We start from the raw sequence: 15,629 nt of genomic DNA, 5'->3' as shown, positions 1-15,629 counted from the left end.
CGTAAGCGCAGGAAGTAGGCCCGAGGCCACGTGGCCGGAACCGTACCGGGTGAAGCCGCCCGACCCGACGTTCCCACGGACGTCACCGCGACGAAGGCCGACGAGGCCGCCGTCACCGAAGCGGCCCAGTCCCGTTTCCCCATCCCCGACGCCGCCGCGCTCAGCCTGCTCGGCTCGAGGGACGAAAACCTCCGCGTCGCCGAAGAGCTCCTCGCCGCCGACGTCCACGTCCGCGGTAACGAGGTCACCCTGACCGGCGCCCCCGCCGACGTCGCCTTCGCCGAGCGTGTCTTCGCCGAACTCGTGACGCTCGCCGGCCGCGGCCAGCAGGTCGACCCGGCCACCGTCCGCCGTACCGTCGGCATGCTCTCCACCGGTGACCACGAGTCACCGGCCGAAGTGCTGAGCATGAACATCATCTCCCGGCGTGGCAAGACGATCCGGCCCAAGACGCTCAACCAGAAGCGCTACGTCGACGCCATCGACAAGCACACCATCGTGTTCGGCATCGGCCCCGCCGGTACCGGGAAGACGTACCTCGCCATGGCCAAGGCCGTCCAGGCACTGCAGGCGAAGCAGGTCAGCCGCATCGTGCTGACCCGGCCCGCGGTCGAAGCGGGCGAGCGGCTCGGCTACCTGCCGGGCACGCTCAACGAGAAGATCGACCCGTACCTGCGCCCGCTCTACGACGCGCTGCACGACATGGTCGAACCCGAGTCGATCCCCCGGCTGATGCAGGCGGGCACCATCGAGATCGCGCCGCTCGCGTACATGCGCGGCCGCACCCTCAACGACGCCTTCATCATCCTCGACGAGGCGCAGAACACCACGCCGGAACAGATGAAGATGTTCCTCACCCGGCTCGGGTTCGGCGCCAAGATCGTCGTCACCGGCGACGTCACCCAGGTCGACCTCCCCAACGGCCAGAAGAGCGGCCTGCGGGTGGTCCGGGACATCCTCGAAGGCGTCGAAGACCTGCACTTCGCCCAGCTCACCAGCCAGGACGTGGTGCGGCACAAGCTCGTCGGCGACATCGTCGACGCGTACGAGAAGTGGCAGGCGGTGCAGGACAGCCAGGACCAGGGCAGTCGGGGCCAGGGCAGTGGCTGGAAAGGGCAACGCCGTTCATGAGCATCGAGATCGCCAATGAATCGGGTGTGAACGTCGACGAGACCTCGATCGTGTCGGCCGCCCGTTTCGCGCTCGACAAGATGGAGGTCAGCCCGCTCGCCGAGCTGTCCATCCTGCTCGTCACCCTCGAGGTGATGGAGGACCTGCACGAACGGTGGATGGACCTGCCCGGTCCCACCGACGTCATGGCCTTCCCGATGGACGAGCTCGACTCGTCGCGCCGTCCCGACGCGCCCGACGCCTCACCCGCGCTGCTCGGCGATATCGTGCTCTGCCCGGCGTTCGCGAAGGACCAGGCCAAGACGGCCGGGCACGCGCTGATCGACGAACTGCACCTGCTCACCACGCACGGGGTGCTGCACCTGCTCGGCTACGACCACGCCGAACCCGCCGAGGAACGCGAGATGTTCGGTCTGCAGAAGCGGATCCTCGGCGAGTTCCAGGCGGCCGTGACCGCGATGAGCCGCCGCGACGCGCAGCGCACCGCGGACGACAGGCTCCTCGGCACCGCCGGCCTCGACGCCGTGCCCGCCGACGAACCCCCCGCCTAGACATGGCAAGTCCCACGGCACTGCTGGTCATCGCCATCGCGCTGATCCTGCTCGCCGGGGTGTTCGCGGCCGCCGACGCGGCGGTCAGCACGGTCTCCAAGGCCCGTGCCGACGGCCTCGTCCGGCTCGGCCGCCCCGGCGCGCGTCAGCTCGCGCTGGTCATCGCCGAACGCCGCCGACACATCAACCTGATCCTGCTGCTGCGGATGACCTGTGAGCTGACCGCCACCGTACTGGTCACCGTCGACATCCTCGGCTGGATCCGGCCGCTGTGGCTCGCCATCGTCGCCGCCGCCGGCGTGATGGTCGTGGTGAGTTACGTGCTCATCGGGGTCGGCCCGCGCACCCTCGGCCGTCAGCACCCGTACCGGATCGGCCTGGTCGTCGCGGGCCCGGTCCGCATCCTCGGTTCGGTCCTCGGCCCGCTCAGCAGGCTGCTGATCGTCCTCGGTAACGCCATCACCCCCGGCCGCGGCTTCCGCGAAGGCCCATTCACCTCCGAAGTCGAACTGCGCGAACTGGTCGACCTCGCCCAGGAACGCGGCGTCGTCGAGGAATCCGAACGCGAGATGATCCACTCGGTGTTCGAACTCGGCGACACCGTCGCGCGCGAGGTCATGGTGCCGCGCACGGAGATCGTCTGGATCGAGCACGAGAAGACCGTGCGCCAGGCGCTCGCGCTGGCCCTGCGCACCGGGTTCACCCGGCTGCCGGTGATCGGCGAATCCGTCGACGACGTCGCGGGCGTGGTCAACATCAAGGACCTCATGCCCGCGTACATGGCCGAGGGCGGCCCGCAGCGGCGCGTCGAGGAGCTGATGAACCCGGCGAGCTTCGTGCCGGACTCGAAGCGGCTCGACGAACTGCTCAAGGAGATGCAGGTCTCGCACAACCACATGGCGATCGCCGTCGACGAGTACGGCGGCACCGCGGGCCTGCTCACCATCGAGGACGTCCTCGAGGAGATCGTCGGTGAGATCACCGACGAATCCGACACCGACGAACGCCCCGAGGTCGAGGAACTCGAAAACGGCGCGGTCCGTGTCTCGTCCCGGCTTTCGATCGACGACCTGGGCGAGCTGTTCGGGATCGACCTCGAAGACCACGATGTGGAGACCGTGGGCGGGCTGCTCGCGGAGCGACTGGGTAGGGTCCCGCTGCCGGGGGCCGAAGCCGAGGTCGCCGGACTTCGGCTGTTCGCCGAAGGCGGTAAGGACCGGCGCGGGCGGATGCGGATCACCTCGGTGGTCGTCCACCCCGCCGACGCGGACGCGGTGAACGACGCGGCACAGGGCAGGCGTCGTACCCGGGTCCCGCAGCCCGATGAAAGTGACAGGAGTGTCGAACATGCCTGAGCTGGACGCCGAGGACGAGAAGCTGGTGACACTGGCCAGGTCCGCGCGAGCCCGCACCCAGGCCGAGGAAGGCGCCGCGCTCCGCGACACCGACGGCCGCACCTACGTCGCGAGCACGGTCGACCAGCCGTCGTTCAAGCTCACCGCGTTGCAGGCCGCCGTCGCCGCCGCCGTTTCGAGCGGAGCCGAAGGAATCGAGGCCGCCGTCGTGGTCACCGCCGAAGGCCTGCTCAAGGAGGCGTCCGTGCACGCGGTACGCGACATCGCCGTAAAGGCGCCCATTTACCTCGCCGATCCCAGCGGCAAGGTGCTGAACTGATGGCCGAACCGCATCGCTCTGGTTTCGCCTGTTTCGTCGGACGGCCGAACGCGGGTAAATCCACGCTGACCAACGCGCTCGTCGGCAGCAAGGTGGCGATCACCTCCAGCAAACCGCAGACCACCCGGCACGCCATCCGCGGCATCGTCCACCGCGACGACGCCCAGCTGGTGATCATCGACACGCCGGGACTGCACCGGCCGAGGACACTGCTCGGCGAGCGGCTCAACGACATCGTCCACTCGACATGGTCCGAAGTGGACGTCGTCGGGCTTTGTGTGCCCGCCAACGAGAAGATCGGTCCCGGTGACCGGTACATCGCCGCCGAGCTCAAGAAGATCGCGCAGCGGACCCCGGTGATCGGTGTTGTCACCAAGACGGATCTCGTGAAACCCGAACAGGTCGCCGAGCAACTGCTCGCCCTGCAGGAGGTCATGGAATTCGCCGAGCTCATCCCGGTGTCCGCTGTGGACGGTTTCCAGGTCGGCGCGATCGCGGATTTGCTGGTGCGCCACCTTCCCGAAGGCCCGCAGCTGTACCCGGGCGGGGAACTCACCGACGAGCCCGAGCAGACCCTGGTCGCCGAGCTGATCCGCGAGGCCGCGCTGGAGGGTGTCCGGGACGAACTCCCGCACTCGATCGCCGTCACCGTCGAGGAAATGCTGCCGCACGAAGGCAGGGACGACATGATCGACGTGCACGCGTTCCTCTATGTGGAACGGCCGAGCCAGAAGGGCATCATCCTCGGGCACAAGGGTGAGCGCCTCAAGGACGTCGGCGCCCGCGCCCGGCAGCAGATCGAGGGGCTCCTCGGTACGAAGGTCTACCTCGACCTGCACATCAAGGTCGCCAAAGAGTGGCAGCGCGACCCCCGCCAGTTGCGACGGCTGGGCTTCTGACTGCTTCTACCTGAACGGAATGTCTCAATTCGGTCGCGGACACCGGTTGATGATGTGGAACCGGACGGGTGACCTTAGAGTCTCATTCCTCGACTCCGTTGATCGCTGATCGGGCAGCGGCGCGCGCGGGTCGATCTGCACATTTCATTCGTGAAGGGAAAGCGGTAAATGACCGACAACCAGGGCCTGCCCAACTACTCCGGCGACCCTCAGGGCGGTAGCGGTGCGCACAACCCCGGCCCGCCGCCCAACAACAACCTGGTGTGGGGGATCCTCACCACGATCCTGTGCTGCCTGCCCTTCGGTATCGTCTCGATCATCAAAGCGACCCAGGTGAACACGCTCTGGGCGCAGGGGCAGCCCGCGGCCGCGAAGGAAGCGGCCGACGCAGCCAAGAAGTGGGCCATCATCGCCGCGATCGTCGGCGTCGTGGTCGGCATCCTCTACTTCGTCCTGGTGGTCGCCCTCGGCGTCTTCTCGACCGATATGAACAGCTACCGCTGATCAGGGCGATAGAGGGGGAGATTTCATGACCGACCAGTACCCGAACTACCCGCCTCCTGGCGGGCCTCCGCCGCAGCAGCCGTATTACGGTGGCATGCCGAACTACGGCCCGCCGCCGGACAACAACCTGGTGTGGGCCATTCTCTGCACCGTGTTGTGCTGCTTGCCGCTGGGTATCGTGGCGATCGTGAAGTCGAGCCAGGTGCAGACGTTGTGGTCACAGGGTTTCCACGCGGAAGCCCAGAAGGCCGCCGACGACGCGAAGAAGTGGTCCATGTGGGGCGCGATCGCCACCGGCGTTCTCTTCCTGCTGTACATCATCTTCATCGTGGTGATGGTCATCATCGGCGCTTCGGCGGGAAGCTTCACGCCGTGACAACGTCCGTCTACACGGGATCCCCGGCGCGCGGGTTCAAAGCACGGGCCCGCGCGCTGGGGCCACCCCTGGCCATCGCCGCCGGCGCCGGGCTCGGCTGCGTCGTCCTTTGGCTGGGCGATCCCACCACCCCTGGTGGGCCGCTTCCGGTCTGCCCAACCAAGTCACTGCTGGGCATCGCCTGCCCGGGTTGCGGTGGCATGCGCATGGTCTACAGCGCGCTGCACGGCGACATCCCCGCCGCGCTGCACTACAACGCGGTGTCCTTCGTGGTCGTTCTGCTGCTCGTCTGGAGCACCGCCGCCTGGGCGGTCGGCAGGTTCCGTGGCCGGGCGGTGAACAGCTGGCTGCACTGGCGCTGGACGCCGCTCGCGTTCGGGGTCGTGTTCGTCGTCTGGTTCGTCATCCGTAACCTGCCTTTCGCCCCGTTCACCTCGCTGTACGTCTGAGTGCCGGGCCGAGCCCCGGATCGTCGGTGGCACCGAGTACGCTCCCGCGCACCGGCTGCTCGGCGTGTACCCATGCCGTACATTCAGCCCGGGTCGCCGCACGAGGCCCGTGCGGCAGGGGCGAGGAACCAGCGAGGGGATTTCGATGACCACTCCCTACGGCCAGCAGCCGCCGGGACAGCAGCCGCCGCCCGGGTTCGGGCCCCCGCCGGGGGATGGGCAGCAGCAGTCACCGCAGCCGCAGCAGCCGTTCGGACAGCCGTCGTCGGGAGATCAGCCTTCGCCCTTCGGTCAGCAGCCTCCCCAGGGTGACCAACCCTCGCCCTTCGGCCAGCAAGCGCCCGGTGAGCAGCGGTCCTCGCCGTTCGGCCAGCCACAGGCCCAGCCTTCCCCGATCGGCCGGCAACAGCAGCAGCCGGGCCAGCCGTTCGGCGCGCAGCCACACCAACAGTCGCCGTTCGGTCAGCAACCGCAGTCGTCGCCGTTCGGACAGCAGCAGCCGGGCCAGCAGGCGCCGTTCGGCCAGGTGTCCCAATTCGGACCGAGGCAGGATTACGCCCACTGGGGCCTGCGCGCGGGCGCGACCCTCATCGACTTCGGGCCGATCGCCGTGCTCCCGATCCTCGGCTCCATCATCTCCGCGACGGGGTCCTACACCGTCGGCATGATCATCGCCGGTCTCGGCTACCTCGCGGGACTCGGCTGGACCATCTACAACCGGTGGATCCGGATGGGGACCACCGGTCAGTCCCTCGGTAAGAAGGTCCTGAAGATCAAGCTCGTCCGCGAGGCCGACGGACAGCCCATCGGCCCGTTGATGTCCTTCGTCCGGGACCTGTGCCACAACCTCGACGGCTGGGTCTGCGGGCTCGGCTACCTCTGGCCGCTGTGGGACGACAAGAAGCAGACGTTCGCCGACAAGATCCTCAGCACCGTCGTCGTCCCGGTGGACGCCGCCGCGCCCGCGCCTGCTCCGTTCGGCCAGCCCCCGGGGTTCCCCGCGCAGCCCTCGCCGTTCGGTCAGCAGACTCAGCAGGCTCAGCAACCTCAGCCGTCGCAGCCGTTCGGGCAGCAGCCGACGGGAACCGCGGCGCCGTCCCCGGAGTCCCAGACTGAACCGGCCTTCGGCGAAGCCGAGCCGACGCAGGTTCTCCGCCCTGGTCCGCAGCCTCAGCAGGCGCCGTCCGGGTTCGACGAGGCCGAGCCGACGCAGAAGATCACGCCGGAACAGCTGAGGCAGCAGCTGCCCGGCGCGGACGGGCCGAACGGGCCCGGAACACCGCAGCAGTAAGGAACGACCGGCGGGATCCACCCGCCGGGAAGCACGACAAAAGTGGGGAACCCGATGACGAACCCGTACGGCCAGCAGCCCGGCTACGGCCAGCAGCAGCCCTATGGCCAGCAGCCTCAGCCCGGATACGGACCCCCGTCCGGCGCCACGCCCGCGCCGTACGGCCAGCCCTCGGGGGCGAACCCGATGCCGTACGGCCAGCCGGCGCCCTACGGTCAGCCTTCGCCGTACGGCCAGCCCGCGCCTTATGGCGCTCCGGGTGGCATGCCCGGCGGCGGCGGCGACATCAACTCGATCCCCGACTACAAAGGCTGGGCGATCGGCTGCATCTTCCTCTGCTGGATCATCGCGATCTTCGCGATCATGAAGTCCAATGAGGTCAACACCTACAAGATGCAGGGCAACTACGCCGCCGCCATGGACGCGTCGAAGTCGACGAAGACCATGTGCATGATCGCGTCGATCATCGGCGGTGTCGGCTGCCTGTTCTCCCTGCTGTGGATCATCGTGGTCGCTGCGTCGTTCTGAACCTGAACACAACCGAGGAACACTTCACATGACCAACCCTTACGGCCAGCAGCAACCCTACGGACAGCAGCAGCCTGGCTACGGGCCCCCGTCCGGTGGCATGCCCACTCCCTACGGTCAGCCGGCCCCGTACGGCCAGCCCGCTCCTTATGGTGCTCCGGGCGGTATGCCCGGTGGTGACATCAACGCCATCAAGGATTACAAGGGCTGGGCGATCGGCTGCATCTTCCTCTGCTGGATCATCGCGATCTTCGCGATCATGAAGTCCAATGAGGTCAACACCTACAAGATGCAGGGCAACTACGCCGCCGCCGCGGACGCGTCGAGGTCGACGAAGACCATGTGCATGATCGCGTCGATCATCGGCGGGCTCGGCTGCGTCGTCGGCATCGTCATCTTCATCGTTTCGATCATCGCGGCCGCGTCCGTGCCGAGCTGCTACGGCCGCTACTGCTGATTCCGGGGCACACCACCCCGATGTCGGCCCCGGGTGGGACGATGTCGGGGTGGTGAACCTCTATCGCGACACCGGAGTGGTGTTGCGGACGCACAAACTGGGTGAGGCCGACCGGATCATCACCCTGCTCACGCGACGGCACGGCAAGGTCCGCGCGGTCGCGAAAGGCGTGCGTCGGACGTCGTCGCGCTTCGGGGCGCGCTTGGAGCCGTTCGGGCACGTCGACGTCCAGTTCTACACCGGCCGGTCCCTCGACGTGATCACCCAGGTCGAGACGGTCGACGCCTTCGCGCTGCCGCTGGTGGCCGACTACCAGCGCTACACCGCCGCGAGCGCCATCGCCGAGACGGCGGACCGGTTGTCGGCCGAAGAGGGCGAGCCGGTGCTCAAGCTCTACATGCTCGTCGTCGGGGCCCTGCGCGCGCTGGCGGGCGGCGAACGTGACAGCTCCCTCGTCCTCGACGCCTTCTTCCTGCGGGCCATGGCCTACGCGGGGTGGGCGCCCGCGATCACCGAATGCGCCCGGTGTGGCCTGCCGGGACCGCACAAGGCGTTCAGCGTGTCGGCAGGCGGCTCGATGTGCCCGGATTGCCGGGTTCCTGGCTGTGTCCACCCCTCCCAGGAGGTGCTGACCTTGCTCGCGGCGCTCCTGCACGGGGAGTGGCCGGTGGCCGAAGCGTCGCAACCGGTGCCGCGGCGGGACGCGTCCGGCCTGGTCGCGGCGCATCTCCAGTGGCATCTGGAGCGCCAGTTACGGTCGCTGCCGCTGGTGGAGAGGCGTGCGCGGGAGGGCGTCACTCCGGCGCAGTAGGGTCGCAGGCACAGGTTCACTCGATCAGGAGGCTCGAAGGTGCTGCGCAGGGGACGCGAGAACAAGGCGTCACAAATCGAACTTCGCGCGCCGGAGCCGCACCCGTCCGGTGCCCGGCCTCCGGAGATCCCCCGGGAGTTGCTCCCGAAGCATGTGGCGCTGGTGATGGACGGCAACGGCCGCTGGGCCAACCAGCGGGGACTGCCCCGGATCGAGGGCCACAGACGCGGTGAAGCGGTGATGATCGACGTCGCCAGCGGTGCCGTGGAACTGGGCGTGAAATGGTTGTCGGTGTACGCGTTCTCCACCGAGAACTGGAAGCGGAGCCCGGAAGAGGTCCGCTTCCTGATGGGCTTCAACCGCGACACCATTCGCCGCCAGGTCGACTACCTCGGCTCGATCGGCGTCCGCATCCGCTGGGCGGGCCGCCGTCCCAAGCTGTGGGCGAGCGTCATCAAGGAACTGCAGGTCGCCGAGGAGAAGACCAAGAACAACACGGCGCTGAACATGACCATGTGCGTCAACTACGGCGGCCGTGCCGAACTGGGCGACGCGATGCGCCGGATCGCGCAGGACGTGGCCGACGGGAAGCTGAATCCGGACAAGGTCACCGAGAAGACGATCGGGAAGTACCTGTACCAGCCCGACATGCCGGACGTGGACCTGTTCCTGCGGCCGTCGGGGGAGCAGCGGACGTCGAACTTCCTGCTCTGGCAGTCGGCCTACGCCGAGATGGTCTACCAGGACACGCTCTTCCCGGACTTCGACCGCACCCACCTGTGGCGGGCGTGCCTCGAGTTCGCGAAACGGGACCGCCGCTTCGGCGGGGCCATCGACAAGGCTTCCGAAGGGACCGCATGACCACCGAAGCAGCGGACACGGCGGCGTTGCTGACGTCGGCACGGGAAGCCCTCGAGCGCTATCTCGAAGTCCACGTCGACGATGACGGCGCGCTGACCTTCTCCCACGCCGACGTCCCCTGTGTCATCCAGGCGACCCGGCTGGCCGAAGGGTTGACTGTGCTGAGCCTGACCTGTGTCGTCGCCTGGGATCTGCCGGACGACCCGGCGATCGCGGTTTCGGCGGCGGAACGCGCCGGGCAGGGCCTGTTCGGGACGCTCGGCGTGGTGCGCTCGGAGAAGGGCATCGACATCACGCTGAGGTACGCGTTCCCGGCCGAGGGCATGGACGCTTCGCCGCTCGGGACGCTGCTCATGCTGGTCGTGTCGACCGCTTCGCAGCTGCGCACCGATCTGCTGGGCACGGCCCCGGGGGACTGACCTTCTCCACACAGGGTCACCTGGCATCATCTCGCGCATGGAAACCATTTCCAGGAGCGCCCCGGAGAAGAAGCCGGCCCGGCGGTTCAAGATCACCTCGATCGAGGTGCTCTGCGCGATCCTGCTGATCGCGATCCTCGGGCAGAGCTGGCTCCAGCAGGTATTCGACGTGCCAGCGCTGCGGACCGGCTCGACGGTGTTCGTCGCCGTCTGCGTGCAGGCCCTGCCGTTCCTGGTGCTCGGGGTGCTGATCAGCGGCGCGATCGCGGCGTTCGTCCCGGCGCGGGTGCTGAAGAAGGTGCTCCCTCGCCGAGCCGGTGCGGCCGTCGGTGTCGCCGGGCTGGCCGGGGTCGCCCTGCCGGGCTGCGAATGCGCGTCGGTGCCGGTGGCGCGCCGGCTGATCGGCCAGGGTGTCGCGCCCGCGGCCGCGCTGACGTTCCTGCTGGCCGCGCCCGCGGTGAACCCGGTGGTGCTGGTCGCCACGGCGGTGGCGTTCCCCGGTAACCCGGAGATGGTGTTCGCCCGGTTCGCCGGTTCGCTCGCCACGGCGATGGTGATGGGCTGGCTGTGGGCGAAGTGGGGCAAGCTCGACTGGATCGCGGAGCGGGCGCTACGGCGTCTTCCGGAGGTTCAGCACGGTTCGCGCTGGAAGACGTTCGCCGAGACCGCGCGGGCGGATCTGGTCGAGGCGGGCGGGTTCCTCGTGCTCGGCGCGATGATCGCCGCCGCGATGAACGTGCTGGTGCCCGCCAAGTGGTTCGGTGTGCTGGGGGAGCAGATCGTGCTCGGGGTGCTGGTGATGGCCGTGCTCGCCGTCGTGCTGGCCCTGTGCAGCGAGGCCGACGCCTTCGTCGCCGCGTCGCTGACCGCGGTGCCGCTGCTGCCGAAACTGGTGTTCCTCGTGGTCGGCCCGGCCATCGACGTCAAGCTGTTCGCCCTGCAGACCGGCACCTTCGGCAAGTCCTTCGCGTTGCGGTTCGCGCCGGTGACGTTCGTCGTCGCGCTGTCGTGCGCCGTCGTCTCGGGCGTGCTTATCCTTGGAGGTGGCGCGTGAAACGCGAGACCCAGAACATCCTGCTGATCCTGCTCGGCGGGGCGCTGCTCAAGATCACCGTCAACGGCGACTACCTGCGCTACGTCAAACCCGCGCAGCAGCCGTGGATCATCGCGGGCGGCGCGGTGATGGTCGCACTGGGCGCGGTCGCGATCGTCCGCGACCTGCTGGCCGCGCGGGCCGCCACCTCTGTGGAGGTCCACGGGCACGACCACAACACGCGTTCGGCCTGGCTGCTGATGGTGCCGGTGCTGGCCGTCTTCCTGGTCGCGCCGCCCGCGCTGGGCGCCGACTCGGTGACCCGGACCGAGGCCAGAGCGCCGCAAAGCGCCTCGGCGAGCAACGCGGCCGCCTTCCCGCCCCTGCCGGCCGGGGACGTGGTGCCGCTGGAGGTCAACGACTTCGTCAGCCGCGCGGGCTGGGACAAGAGCGGGACGCTGAACGGGCGCACGGTGCGGCTGTCCGGGTTCGTCGTGCACAACGAGGGCAACACGATGCTGGCCAGGATGGTCATCGGCTGCTGCGCCGCCGACGCCTTCCCGATCACCGTGCGGTTGGTGGGCGAGGGCGTGTCGGGCTTCGGTGACGACACCTGGTTGGAGGTGACCGGGACGGTCGTGCCGGGCACCGCGGTGCGGGAGAACAGCTATATGCCGGACTTGACGCTTGCTTCGGTGCGGCAGGTGCCGGCGCCGAAGGACCCTTACGAATACTGAGCCCGGATGTCCGGCGCCTCTGGCCCGCGAAGCAGGGAAGGCCTACTTCCTTTACCTTGAGGGTCAGTGTCCAGGCAGGGTCGAGGGGGATTTGGGACGTCGAACGTCTTGAATCTTCCCCGCTCGGGCGACGATGAAGGACGAATAACCGCCTGACCTGCAAGAACTCGATTTTGCCTGGACGCTGACCTTGAGGGTAGGCAAGGAGGCTTTCACGGATGGTCACGCTTGGGTGCGAGGCCGCGAACGTCAGTGGTTCGAGCAGGTCCCGACGATCTCCACGGTGTGGCTGATGTCGGAGAAGCCGTGCTCCGAAGCGATCTTCTCGGCCCAGCGCTCGACGGCCGGCCCCTCGACCTCGACGGTGCTGCCGCAGAGACGGCACACGAGGTGATGGTGGTGGTGCGAGGAGCAGCGCCGGTAGATGGCCTCGCCGGTGTCGGTGCGCAGGACGTCGATCTCGCCCGCCTCCGAGAGCGACTGCAGCGTCCGGTACACCGTGGTGAGACCGATGCCGTCACCGCGTTTGCGCAGCTCGTCGTGCAGTTCCTGGGCGGAACGGAAGTCGTCGATCTCCTTGAGGAGCTCGACCACGGCGGCCCGCTGTTTCGTCGACCGGCGTCCCGGCACCGGCGCGGAACTGTTGGCCATCGTGGGACTCATGCTCACTTCCCCTCCTGAACGTGGGCTACGGCGTCCACCACGATATGCGCAAGGTGATCGTCGACCAGCCGGTACACCACCTCACGGCCGCGTCGCTCACCCTGTACGACGCCCGCCGTCTTCAGCACCCGCAGGTGCTGGCTGATCAACGGCTGCGCGACGTCGAGTGTGTCCACCAGTTCGTGCACGCACCGGTCCGCGTTACGCAACTGCAGGACGATGGCGATGCGCACCGGCGCGGCGAGCGCCCTGAGCAGGTCACCGGCGTCGGCGAGCACGGCGGCCGAGGCCGATGCGGCGGGTTCGGCGGGGGGACGGGCCGTCGAATGCGGTCCGGGCTCCTCCGTGAAGCCCGGGGCGGCCGAATCCGGGGTCACCGTAGCCATCGCCGCCTCCAGGTCCATCATGATTTCCGAAGTCATTGCCAGTAACAGTCCAGCCCATCCTAGTGTTCCCGTCCCCGGTGGTCTGTTCGCCGACCGGGCGACCGGCCGGCGGCATCGTTACTGATCCATTCGGGTGACTTCGCAAAGAAATGACCATTCCACTTCGCATGTGGTCGCTGACGGTGCAAGGTTGTCGCGGAGCGTTTCGTCGCTTCTCGTACGCTGACGACCGCGCTCGGAGGGCACGGAGAGGCAGTGGGGAGACATGACTCGTTTCGTGACGAAGCTGGCCGTCGCGACGGCGGCCTTCGCTTTGGCGTCGGTTCCGGGGCTCGCCTCGGCGCAGACGGCGCGGGCCGTCGATGAGAAGACCGGCCCCGTGTCGTTCGCGAACGTGGCATCGGTACGCATCGGGAACCCGGGATCGCTGATCACCGAGACCCAGCGTTCGCCGTTGACGCCCGGCCAGTCGAAACTCTCCCCGGACCGCACCGTCGTCCCCCGCGACGACGGCGAGCGGAACACCTTCGGCGACAAATGGGCCATCAACCTCGGCCGCTACGGGGCGCAGAGCCCGTACCCGGCCGGCATCGCCAGCCGCGACCACAACGTGCTCGCCGCGCTGCGGCAGACCACGGTCCCGACAGCGATCGCGGAGAGCAACTACGCCCTGATCGACAACGGGCACGGCGGTGCGACGCTCGCCGAGAACACGGTGCTGGTGCTCGAAGGCGCGAAGAGCGCGGTCGACTGCGTCTCGCCGGGCAAAACGACGTCGTCGACGAGCGTGGGCAAGATCTGGGTGCGGAACGAAACCGGCGCGCTGAAGCAGTCCGGCGCCTCGGGCGTCGAGGTCAAGGGACTCAAGCTCGGTCCGCCGTCGATCGTCAAGAACGAGAACATCAGCAACGACAAGACCACCTCCGACCTGACCGTGTCGCGGGTGACCGCCTTCGACCAGCTCATCCGGCAGAGCGGCTGGCGCGACGGTGACGTGACCGCGGCGGCGGGCTGGAAGCTGGACATCGTCACGCACGTGCGTGACGCGGCGGGCAGGGACCTGCGCGAGGCCCGCACGACGATCGTGCTCGGCGGCGTGAGCTGCGCGATCCCGAAGAACTTCGTGGCGAAGCCCGCCGGCGGCACCGGGCCGGGCGCCGCGCCCGAGCAGCCGTCGGTGCCGGGGACGGTGCCCGCGGGCGGTATTCCGCCGCAGGTCGCGGAATCGACGCGGACCGTGGTCGGGCTCGGACTGCTGGGCGGCGGCATCGTGATCGGCGCCGCGGCCCTGCTGCTCTACCGTCGTCGCGAGCCCGTGCCGGCGCGGGAGAAGTAGCGGTCCCGTGCGGACCTGGGTCGCGGGACTCTCCGCCGTCGTCTCCGCGCTCGCCATCTCAGCGGGCGTGATCGTGCTGACCTGGATCCCGCCGGAACCCGCGGCCTCGTTCGCGGAACCCGCGGTCATGCCTGGCGAAGAAGGCGCGCCCTTGGTGCTGCCCGCGGACAACGCGAAGCGCGGGCAACGGCCCGGCACCATCCGCCTGCCCGAGGGCGGATCGGCGAAGCTCGTCCGGTCCGAGGTCAACTCCGACGGCGTCCTCCCGATCCCGCGTGGTCTCGGCGACGCGGCGTGGTGGGGCGCGCGGCTCGGCGCCGAAGCCGGCACGGCGCTGATCTCCGGGCACGTCAACTGGGACGGTGCCAAGGGACCGTTCGACGAACTGTGGCGGATGCGGGACGGCCAGGAGGTGGCCGTCAGCGACGCGGCGGGCGGGATCTGGGTCTATCGCGTGCGTGAGGTCGTCACCGTGCACAAGAACGACCTGCCCGCGCAGGCGGCGAAGCTGTTCGCGCAGCGCGGGCCGCACCGGCTGGTGCTGGTCACCTGCGGTGGCGATTACCTCGGCGGGACGGACGGCTACCGGGACAACCGGGTCATCGTCGCGACCCCCGTCTCCGGCCCGCCCGCCTGACCCCTGCCCGCCCCGCAATTAGTCCTCTAGTTGCGGTAGTTGCACACGCAAGGACCGCAACTAGAGGACTAATTGCGGGGAAGTCGATGCAACCCCCGTCAGCTCACATCGCGTGTCTAGCGACACCGGCCGTTTCGGCGGCTTGAAGCGAGCAAGGAGAAATACCCGATGGTGGGACAGTTCGACGACGGCGCGGCGGGCGAGGAGCACCCGAAGAAGCGGTCAAAGCTGGGCTGGGTCCTCGCCTGTGCCGGGATCTTCGTGGTGGCGGCCGTGGTCGCGGTGTTCGTCTTCACCGGGCTTGGGGTCACTGAGAAGAGTGACCCGGTCGTCGCGGCAGCACAGGACCAGGCGAACGCGTCGGCGGTGCAGCAGTCCGAGGTCGCGGCGGATACGGGCCAGGCGCCCGGAACGGTCAAACTGCCCGGTGGCGGCACGGCGAAACTGATCCGCAAGGAACTGACCGCCGATGGGACCCTCCCCATCCCCGAGGGTCTCGACGAAGCCACCTGGTGGGGCTCGAAACTGGGCGCCGACCAGGGCGCGTCTCTGCTTTCCGGGCACGTGAACTGGAAGGGCGAGAAGGGCCCGTTCGACGAACTGTGGCGACTCAAGACCGGTCAGGAGGTCAACGTCGTCGACACCGACGGCGGCAAGTGGGTCTACAAGATCGGCGAGATCGTCACCGTGCACAAGACGAAGCTCGCCGAGCAGGCGGAGAAGCTGTTCGGACCGGACGGTCCGCACCGGCTGGTGCTGGTCACCTGTGGTGGCGAGTACGTCGGCGGGACCGACGGCTACGAGGACAACCGCATCGTCACCGCGTCCTTGGTCAGCCGCCCCTGACCCGTTCCAACCTCGCCGGAGGTCGTGCGGGGACGGGCGG

General features: G+C 68.5%; 22 protein-coding genes. 19 read left to right on the top strand and 3 right to left on the bottom strand.

The features are described 5' to 3' along the window. The first annotated feature begins 30 nt into the window (after window positions 1–30). The 8 genes from ACM6LU_RS26610 (at window position 31) to ACM6LU_RS26575 (ending at window position 5,584) form a co-directional block, all read left to right on the top strand. The gene (locus tag ACM6LU_RS26610; RefSeq protein ID WP_414940498.1) at window positions 31–1,131 is read left to right on the top strand and encodes a PhoH family protein; all 1,101 of its coding nucleotides are present in this window, start codon (window positions 31–33) and stop codon (window positions 1,129–1,131) included. Beyond that, window positions 1,128–1,682, top strand: coding sequence for an rRNA maturation RNase YbeY (ybeY, locus tag ACM6LU_RS26605; protein WP_414940497.1), 555 nt, complete (start codon window positions 1,128–1,130; stop codon window positions 1,680–1,682). Before ACM6LU_RS26610 ends, ybeY begins: the two co-directional genes overlap by 4 nt. A 2-nt stretch (window positions 1,683–1,684) precedes the next feature. Continuing rightward, window positions 1,685–3,037, top strand: coding sequence for a hemolysin family protein (locus ACM6LU_RS26600; protein ID WP_414940496.1), 1,353 nt, complete (start codon window positions 1,685–1,687; stop codon window positions 3,035–3,037). Continuing rightward, window positions 3,030–3,356, top strand: coding sequence for a cytidine deaminase (locus tag ACM6LU_RS26595; protein WP_414940495.1), 327 nt, complete (start codon window positions 3,030–3,032; stop codon window positions 3,354–3,356). Before ACM6LU_RS26600 ends, ACM6LU_RS26595 begins: the two co-directional genes overlap by 8 nt. Further along, on the top strand, window positions 3,356–4,255 hold the full coding sequence (gene era, locus ACM6LU_RS26590; protein WP_414940494.1) for a GTPase Era: 900 nt from the start codon (window positions 3,356–3,358) through the stop codon (window positions 4,253–4,255). The genes ACM6LU_RS26595 and era overlap by 1 nt, the downstream gene beginning before the upstream one ends. A gap of 168 nt (window positions 4,256–4,423) precedes the next feature. Beyond that, on the top strand, window positions 4,424–4,759 hold the full coding sequence (locus tag ACM6LU_RS26585; protein ID WP_414940493.1) for a CD225/dispanin family protein: 336 nt from the start codon (window positions 4,424–4,426) through the stop codon (window positions 4,757–4,759). Window positions 4,760–4,784: 25 nt separating this feature from the next. Beyond that, window positions 4,785–5,135 (top strand): CD225/dispanin family protein, encoded by a 351-nt coding sequence (locus ACM6LU_RS26580; protein ID WP_276368437.1) that lies wholly within the window; start codon window positions 4,785–4,787, stop codon window positions 5,133–5,135. After that, window positions 5,132–5,584: a DUF2752 domain-containing protein gene (locus ACM6LU_RS26575; protein ID WP_414940492.1), complete on the top strand. Its 453-nt coding sequence runs from the start codon at window positions 5,132–5,134 to the stop codon at window positions 5,582–5,584. The genes ACM6LU_RS26580 and ACM6LU_RS26575 overlap by 4 nt, the downstream gene beginning before the upstream one ends. A 229-nt stretch (window positions 5,585–5,813) precedes the next feature. Here ACM6LU_RS26575 and ACM6LU_RS26570 read toward each other — a convergent pair whose 3' ends face one another. Then, window positions 5,814–6,119, bottom strand: coding sequence for a hypothetical protein (locus ACM6LU_RS26570; protein ID WP_414940491.1), 306 nt, complete (start codon window positions 6,117–6,119; stop codon window positions 5,814–5,816). On the opposite strand from ACM6LU_RS26570, the gene ACM6LU_RS26565 reads away from it, so the two are divergent. The 8 genes from ACM6LU_RS26565 to ACM6LU_RS26530 are packed head-to-tail and all read left to right on the top strand — an operon-like array spanning window position 6,111 to window position 11,721. After that, on the top strand, window positions 6,111–6,875 hold the full coding sequence (locus tag ACM6LU_RS26565) for an RDD family protein (RefSeq protein WP_414940490.1): 765 nt from the start codon (window positions 6,111–6,113) through the stop codon (window positions 6,873–6,875). The two genes, ACM6LU_RS26570 and ACM6LU_RS26565, sit on opposite strands and share 9 nt — an antisense overlap. Before the next feature lie 54 nt (window positions 6,876–6,929). Beyond that, a complete protein-coding gene (locus ACM6LU_RS26560) occupies window positions 6,930–7,403 on the top strand; it encodes a CD225/dispanin family protein (protein WP_414940489.1) in 474 nt (157 codons plus the stop codon). A 28-nt stretch (window positions 7,404–7,431) separates the two neighbouring features. After that, the gene (locus tag ACM6LU_RS26555; protein WP_414940488.1) at window positions 7,432–7,860 is read left to right on the top strand and encodes a CD225/dispanin family protein; all 429 of its coding nucleotides are present in this window, start codon (window positions 7,432–7,434) and stop codon (window positions 7,858–7,860) included. A 49-nt stretch (window positions 7,861–7,909) separates the two neighbouring features. Further along, a complete protein-coding gene (gene recO, locus ACM6LU_RS26550) occupies window positions 7,910–8,671 on the top strand; it encodes a DNA repair protein RecO (RefSeq protein WP_414940487.1) in 762 nt (253 codons plus the stop codon). A 39-nt stretch (window positions 8,672–8,710) separates the two neighbouring features. Further along, window positions 8,711–9,532 carry an isoprenyl transferase gene (locus tag ACM6LU_RS26545; RefSeq protein WP_414940486.1) on the top strand — a complete coding sequence of 274 codons (822 nt, stop codon included), beginning with the start codon at window positions 8,711–8,713 and terminating at the stop codon, window positions 9,530–9,532. After that, window positions 9,529–9,951: a hypothetical protein gene (locus ACM6LU_RS26540; protein ID WP_414940485.1), complete on the top strand. Its 423-nt coding sequence runs from the start codon at window positions 9,529–9,531 to the stop codon at window positions 9,949–9,951. Before ACM6LU_RS26545 ends, ACM6LU_RS26540 begins: the two co-directional genes overlap by 4 nt. 37 nt (window positions 9,952–9,988) lie before the next feature. Further along, entirely contained in the window at window positions 9,989–11,005 is a 1,017-nt protein-coding gene (locus ACM6LU_RS26535; RefSeq protein ID WP_414940484.1) for a permease, read from the top strand. Beyond that, window positions 11,002–11,721: a TIGR03943 family putative permease subunit gene (locus ACM6LU_RS26530; RefSeq protein ID WP_414940483.1), complete on the top strand. Its 720-nt coding sequence runs from the start codon at window positions 11,002–11,004 to the stop codon at window positions 11,719–11,721. The genes ACM6LU_RS26535 and ACM6LU_RS26530 overlap by 4 nt, the downstream gene beginning before the upstream one ends. A gap of 249 nt (window positions 11,722–11,970) precedes the next feature. On the opposite strand, the gene ACM6LU_RS26525 is transcribed toward ACM6LU_RS26530, so the two are convergent. Together ACM6LU_RS26525 and ACM6LU_RS26520 are read right to left on the bottom strand one after the other, a co-directional pair. Then, window positions 11,971–12,384: a Fur family transcriptional regulator gene (locus tag ACM6LU_RS26525; protein WP_414940697.1), complete on the bottom strand. Its 414-nt coding sequence runs from the start codon at window positions 12,382–12,384 to the stop codon at window positions 11,971–11,973. A 2-nt stretch (window positions 12,385–12,386) separates the two neighbouring features. Then, complete coding sequence (locus ACM6LU_RS26520; protein ID WP_414940696.1) at window positions 12,387–12,770, bottom strand: ArsR/SmtB family transcription factor; 384 nt, start codon at window positions 12,768–12,770, stop codon at window positions 12,387–12,389. 265 nt (window positions 12,771–13,035) lie between these two features. Here ACM6LU_RS26520 and ACM6LU_RS26515 point away from each other — a divergent pair, with 265 nt between their 5' ends. The 3 genes from ACM6LU_RS26515 (at window position 13,036) to ACM6LU_RS26505 (ending at window position 15,589) form a co-directional block, all read left to right on the top strand. Next, window positions 13,036–14,106, top strand: a complete 1,071-nt coding sequence (locus tag ACM6LU_RS26515) for a hypothetical protein (protein WP_414940482.1) — start codon at window positions 13,036–13,038, stop codon at window positions 14,104–14,106. Window positions 14,107–14,113: 7 nt separating this feature from the next. Next, the gene (locus ACM6LU_RS26510) at window positions 14,114–14,743 is read left to right on the top strand and encodes a class F sortase (RefSeq protein ID WP_414940481.1); all 630 of its coding nucleotides are present in this window, start codon (window positions 14,114–14,116) and stop codon (window positions 14,741–14,743) included. 168 nt (window positions 14,744–14,911) lie between these two features. Then, the gene (locus ACM6LU_RS26505; protein ID WP_414940480.1) at window positions 14,912–15,589 is read left to right on the top strand and encodes a class F sortase; all 678 of its coding nucleotides are present in this window, start codon (window positions 14,912–14,914) and stop codon (window positions 15,587–15,589) included. Window positions 15,590–15,629: the final 40 nt, after the last annotated feature.

It is taken from the genome of Amycolatopsis sp. cmx-11-51 (assembly GCF_047608665.1).
Lineage (GTDB): Bacteria > Actinomycetota > Actinomycetes > Mycobacteriales > Pseudonocardiaceae > Amycolatopsis.
The sequence above is the reverse complement of the archived record's forward strand: the minus strand, read 5'-3'. Positions and strand labels throughout refer to the sequence as shown.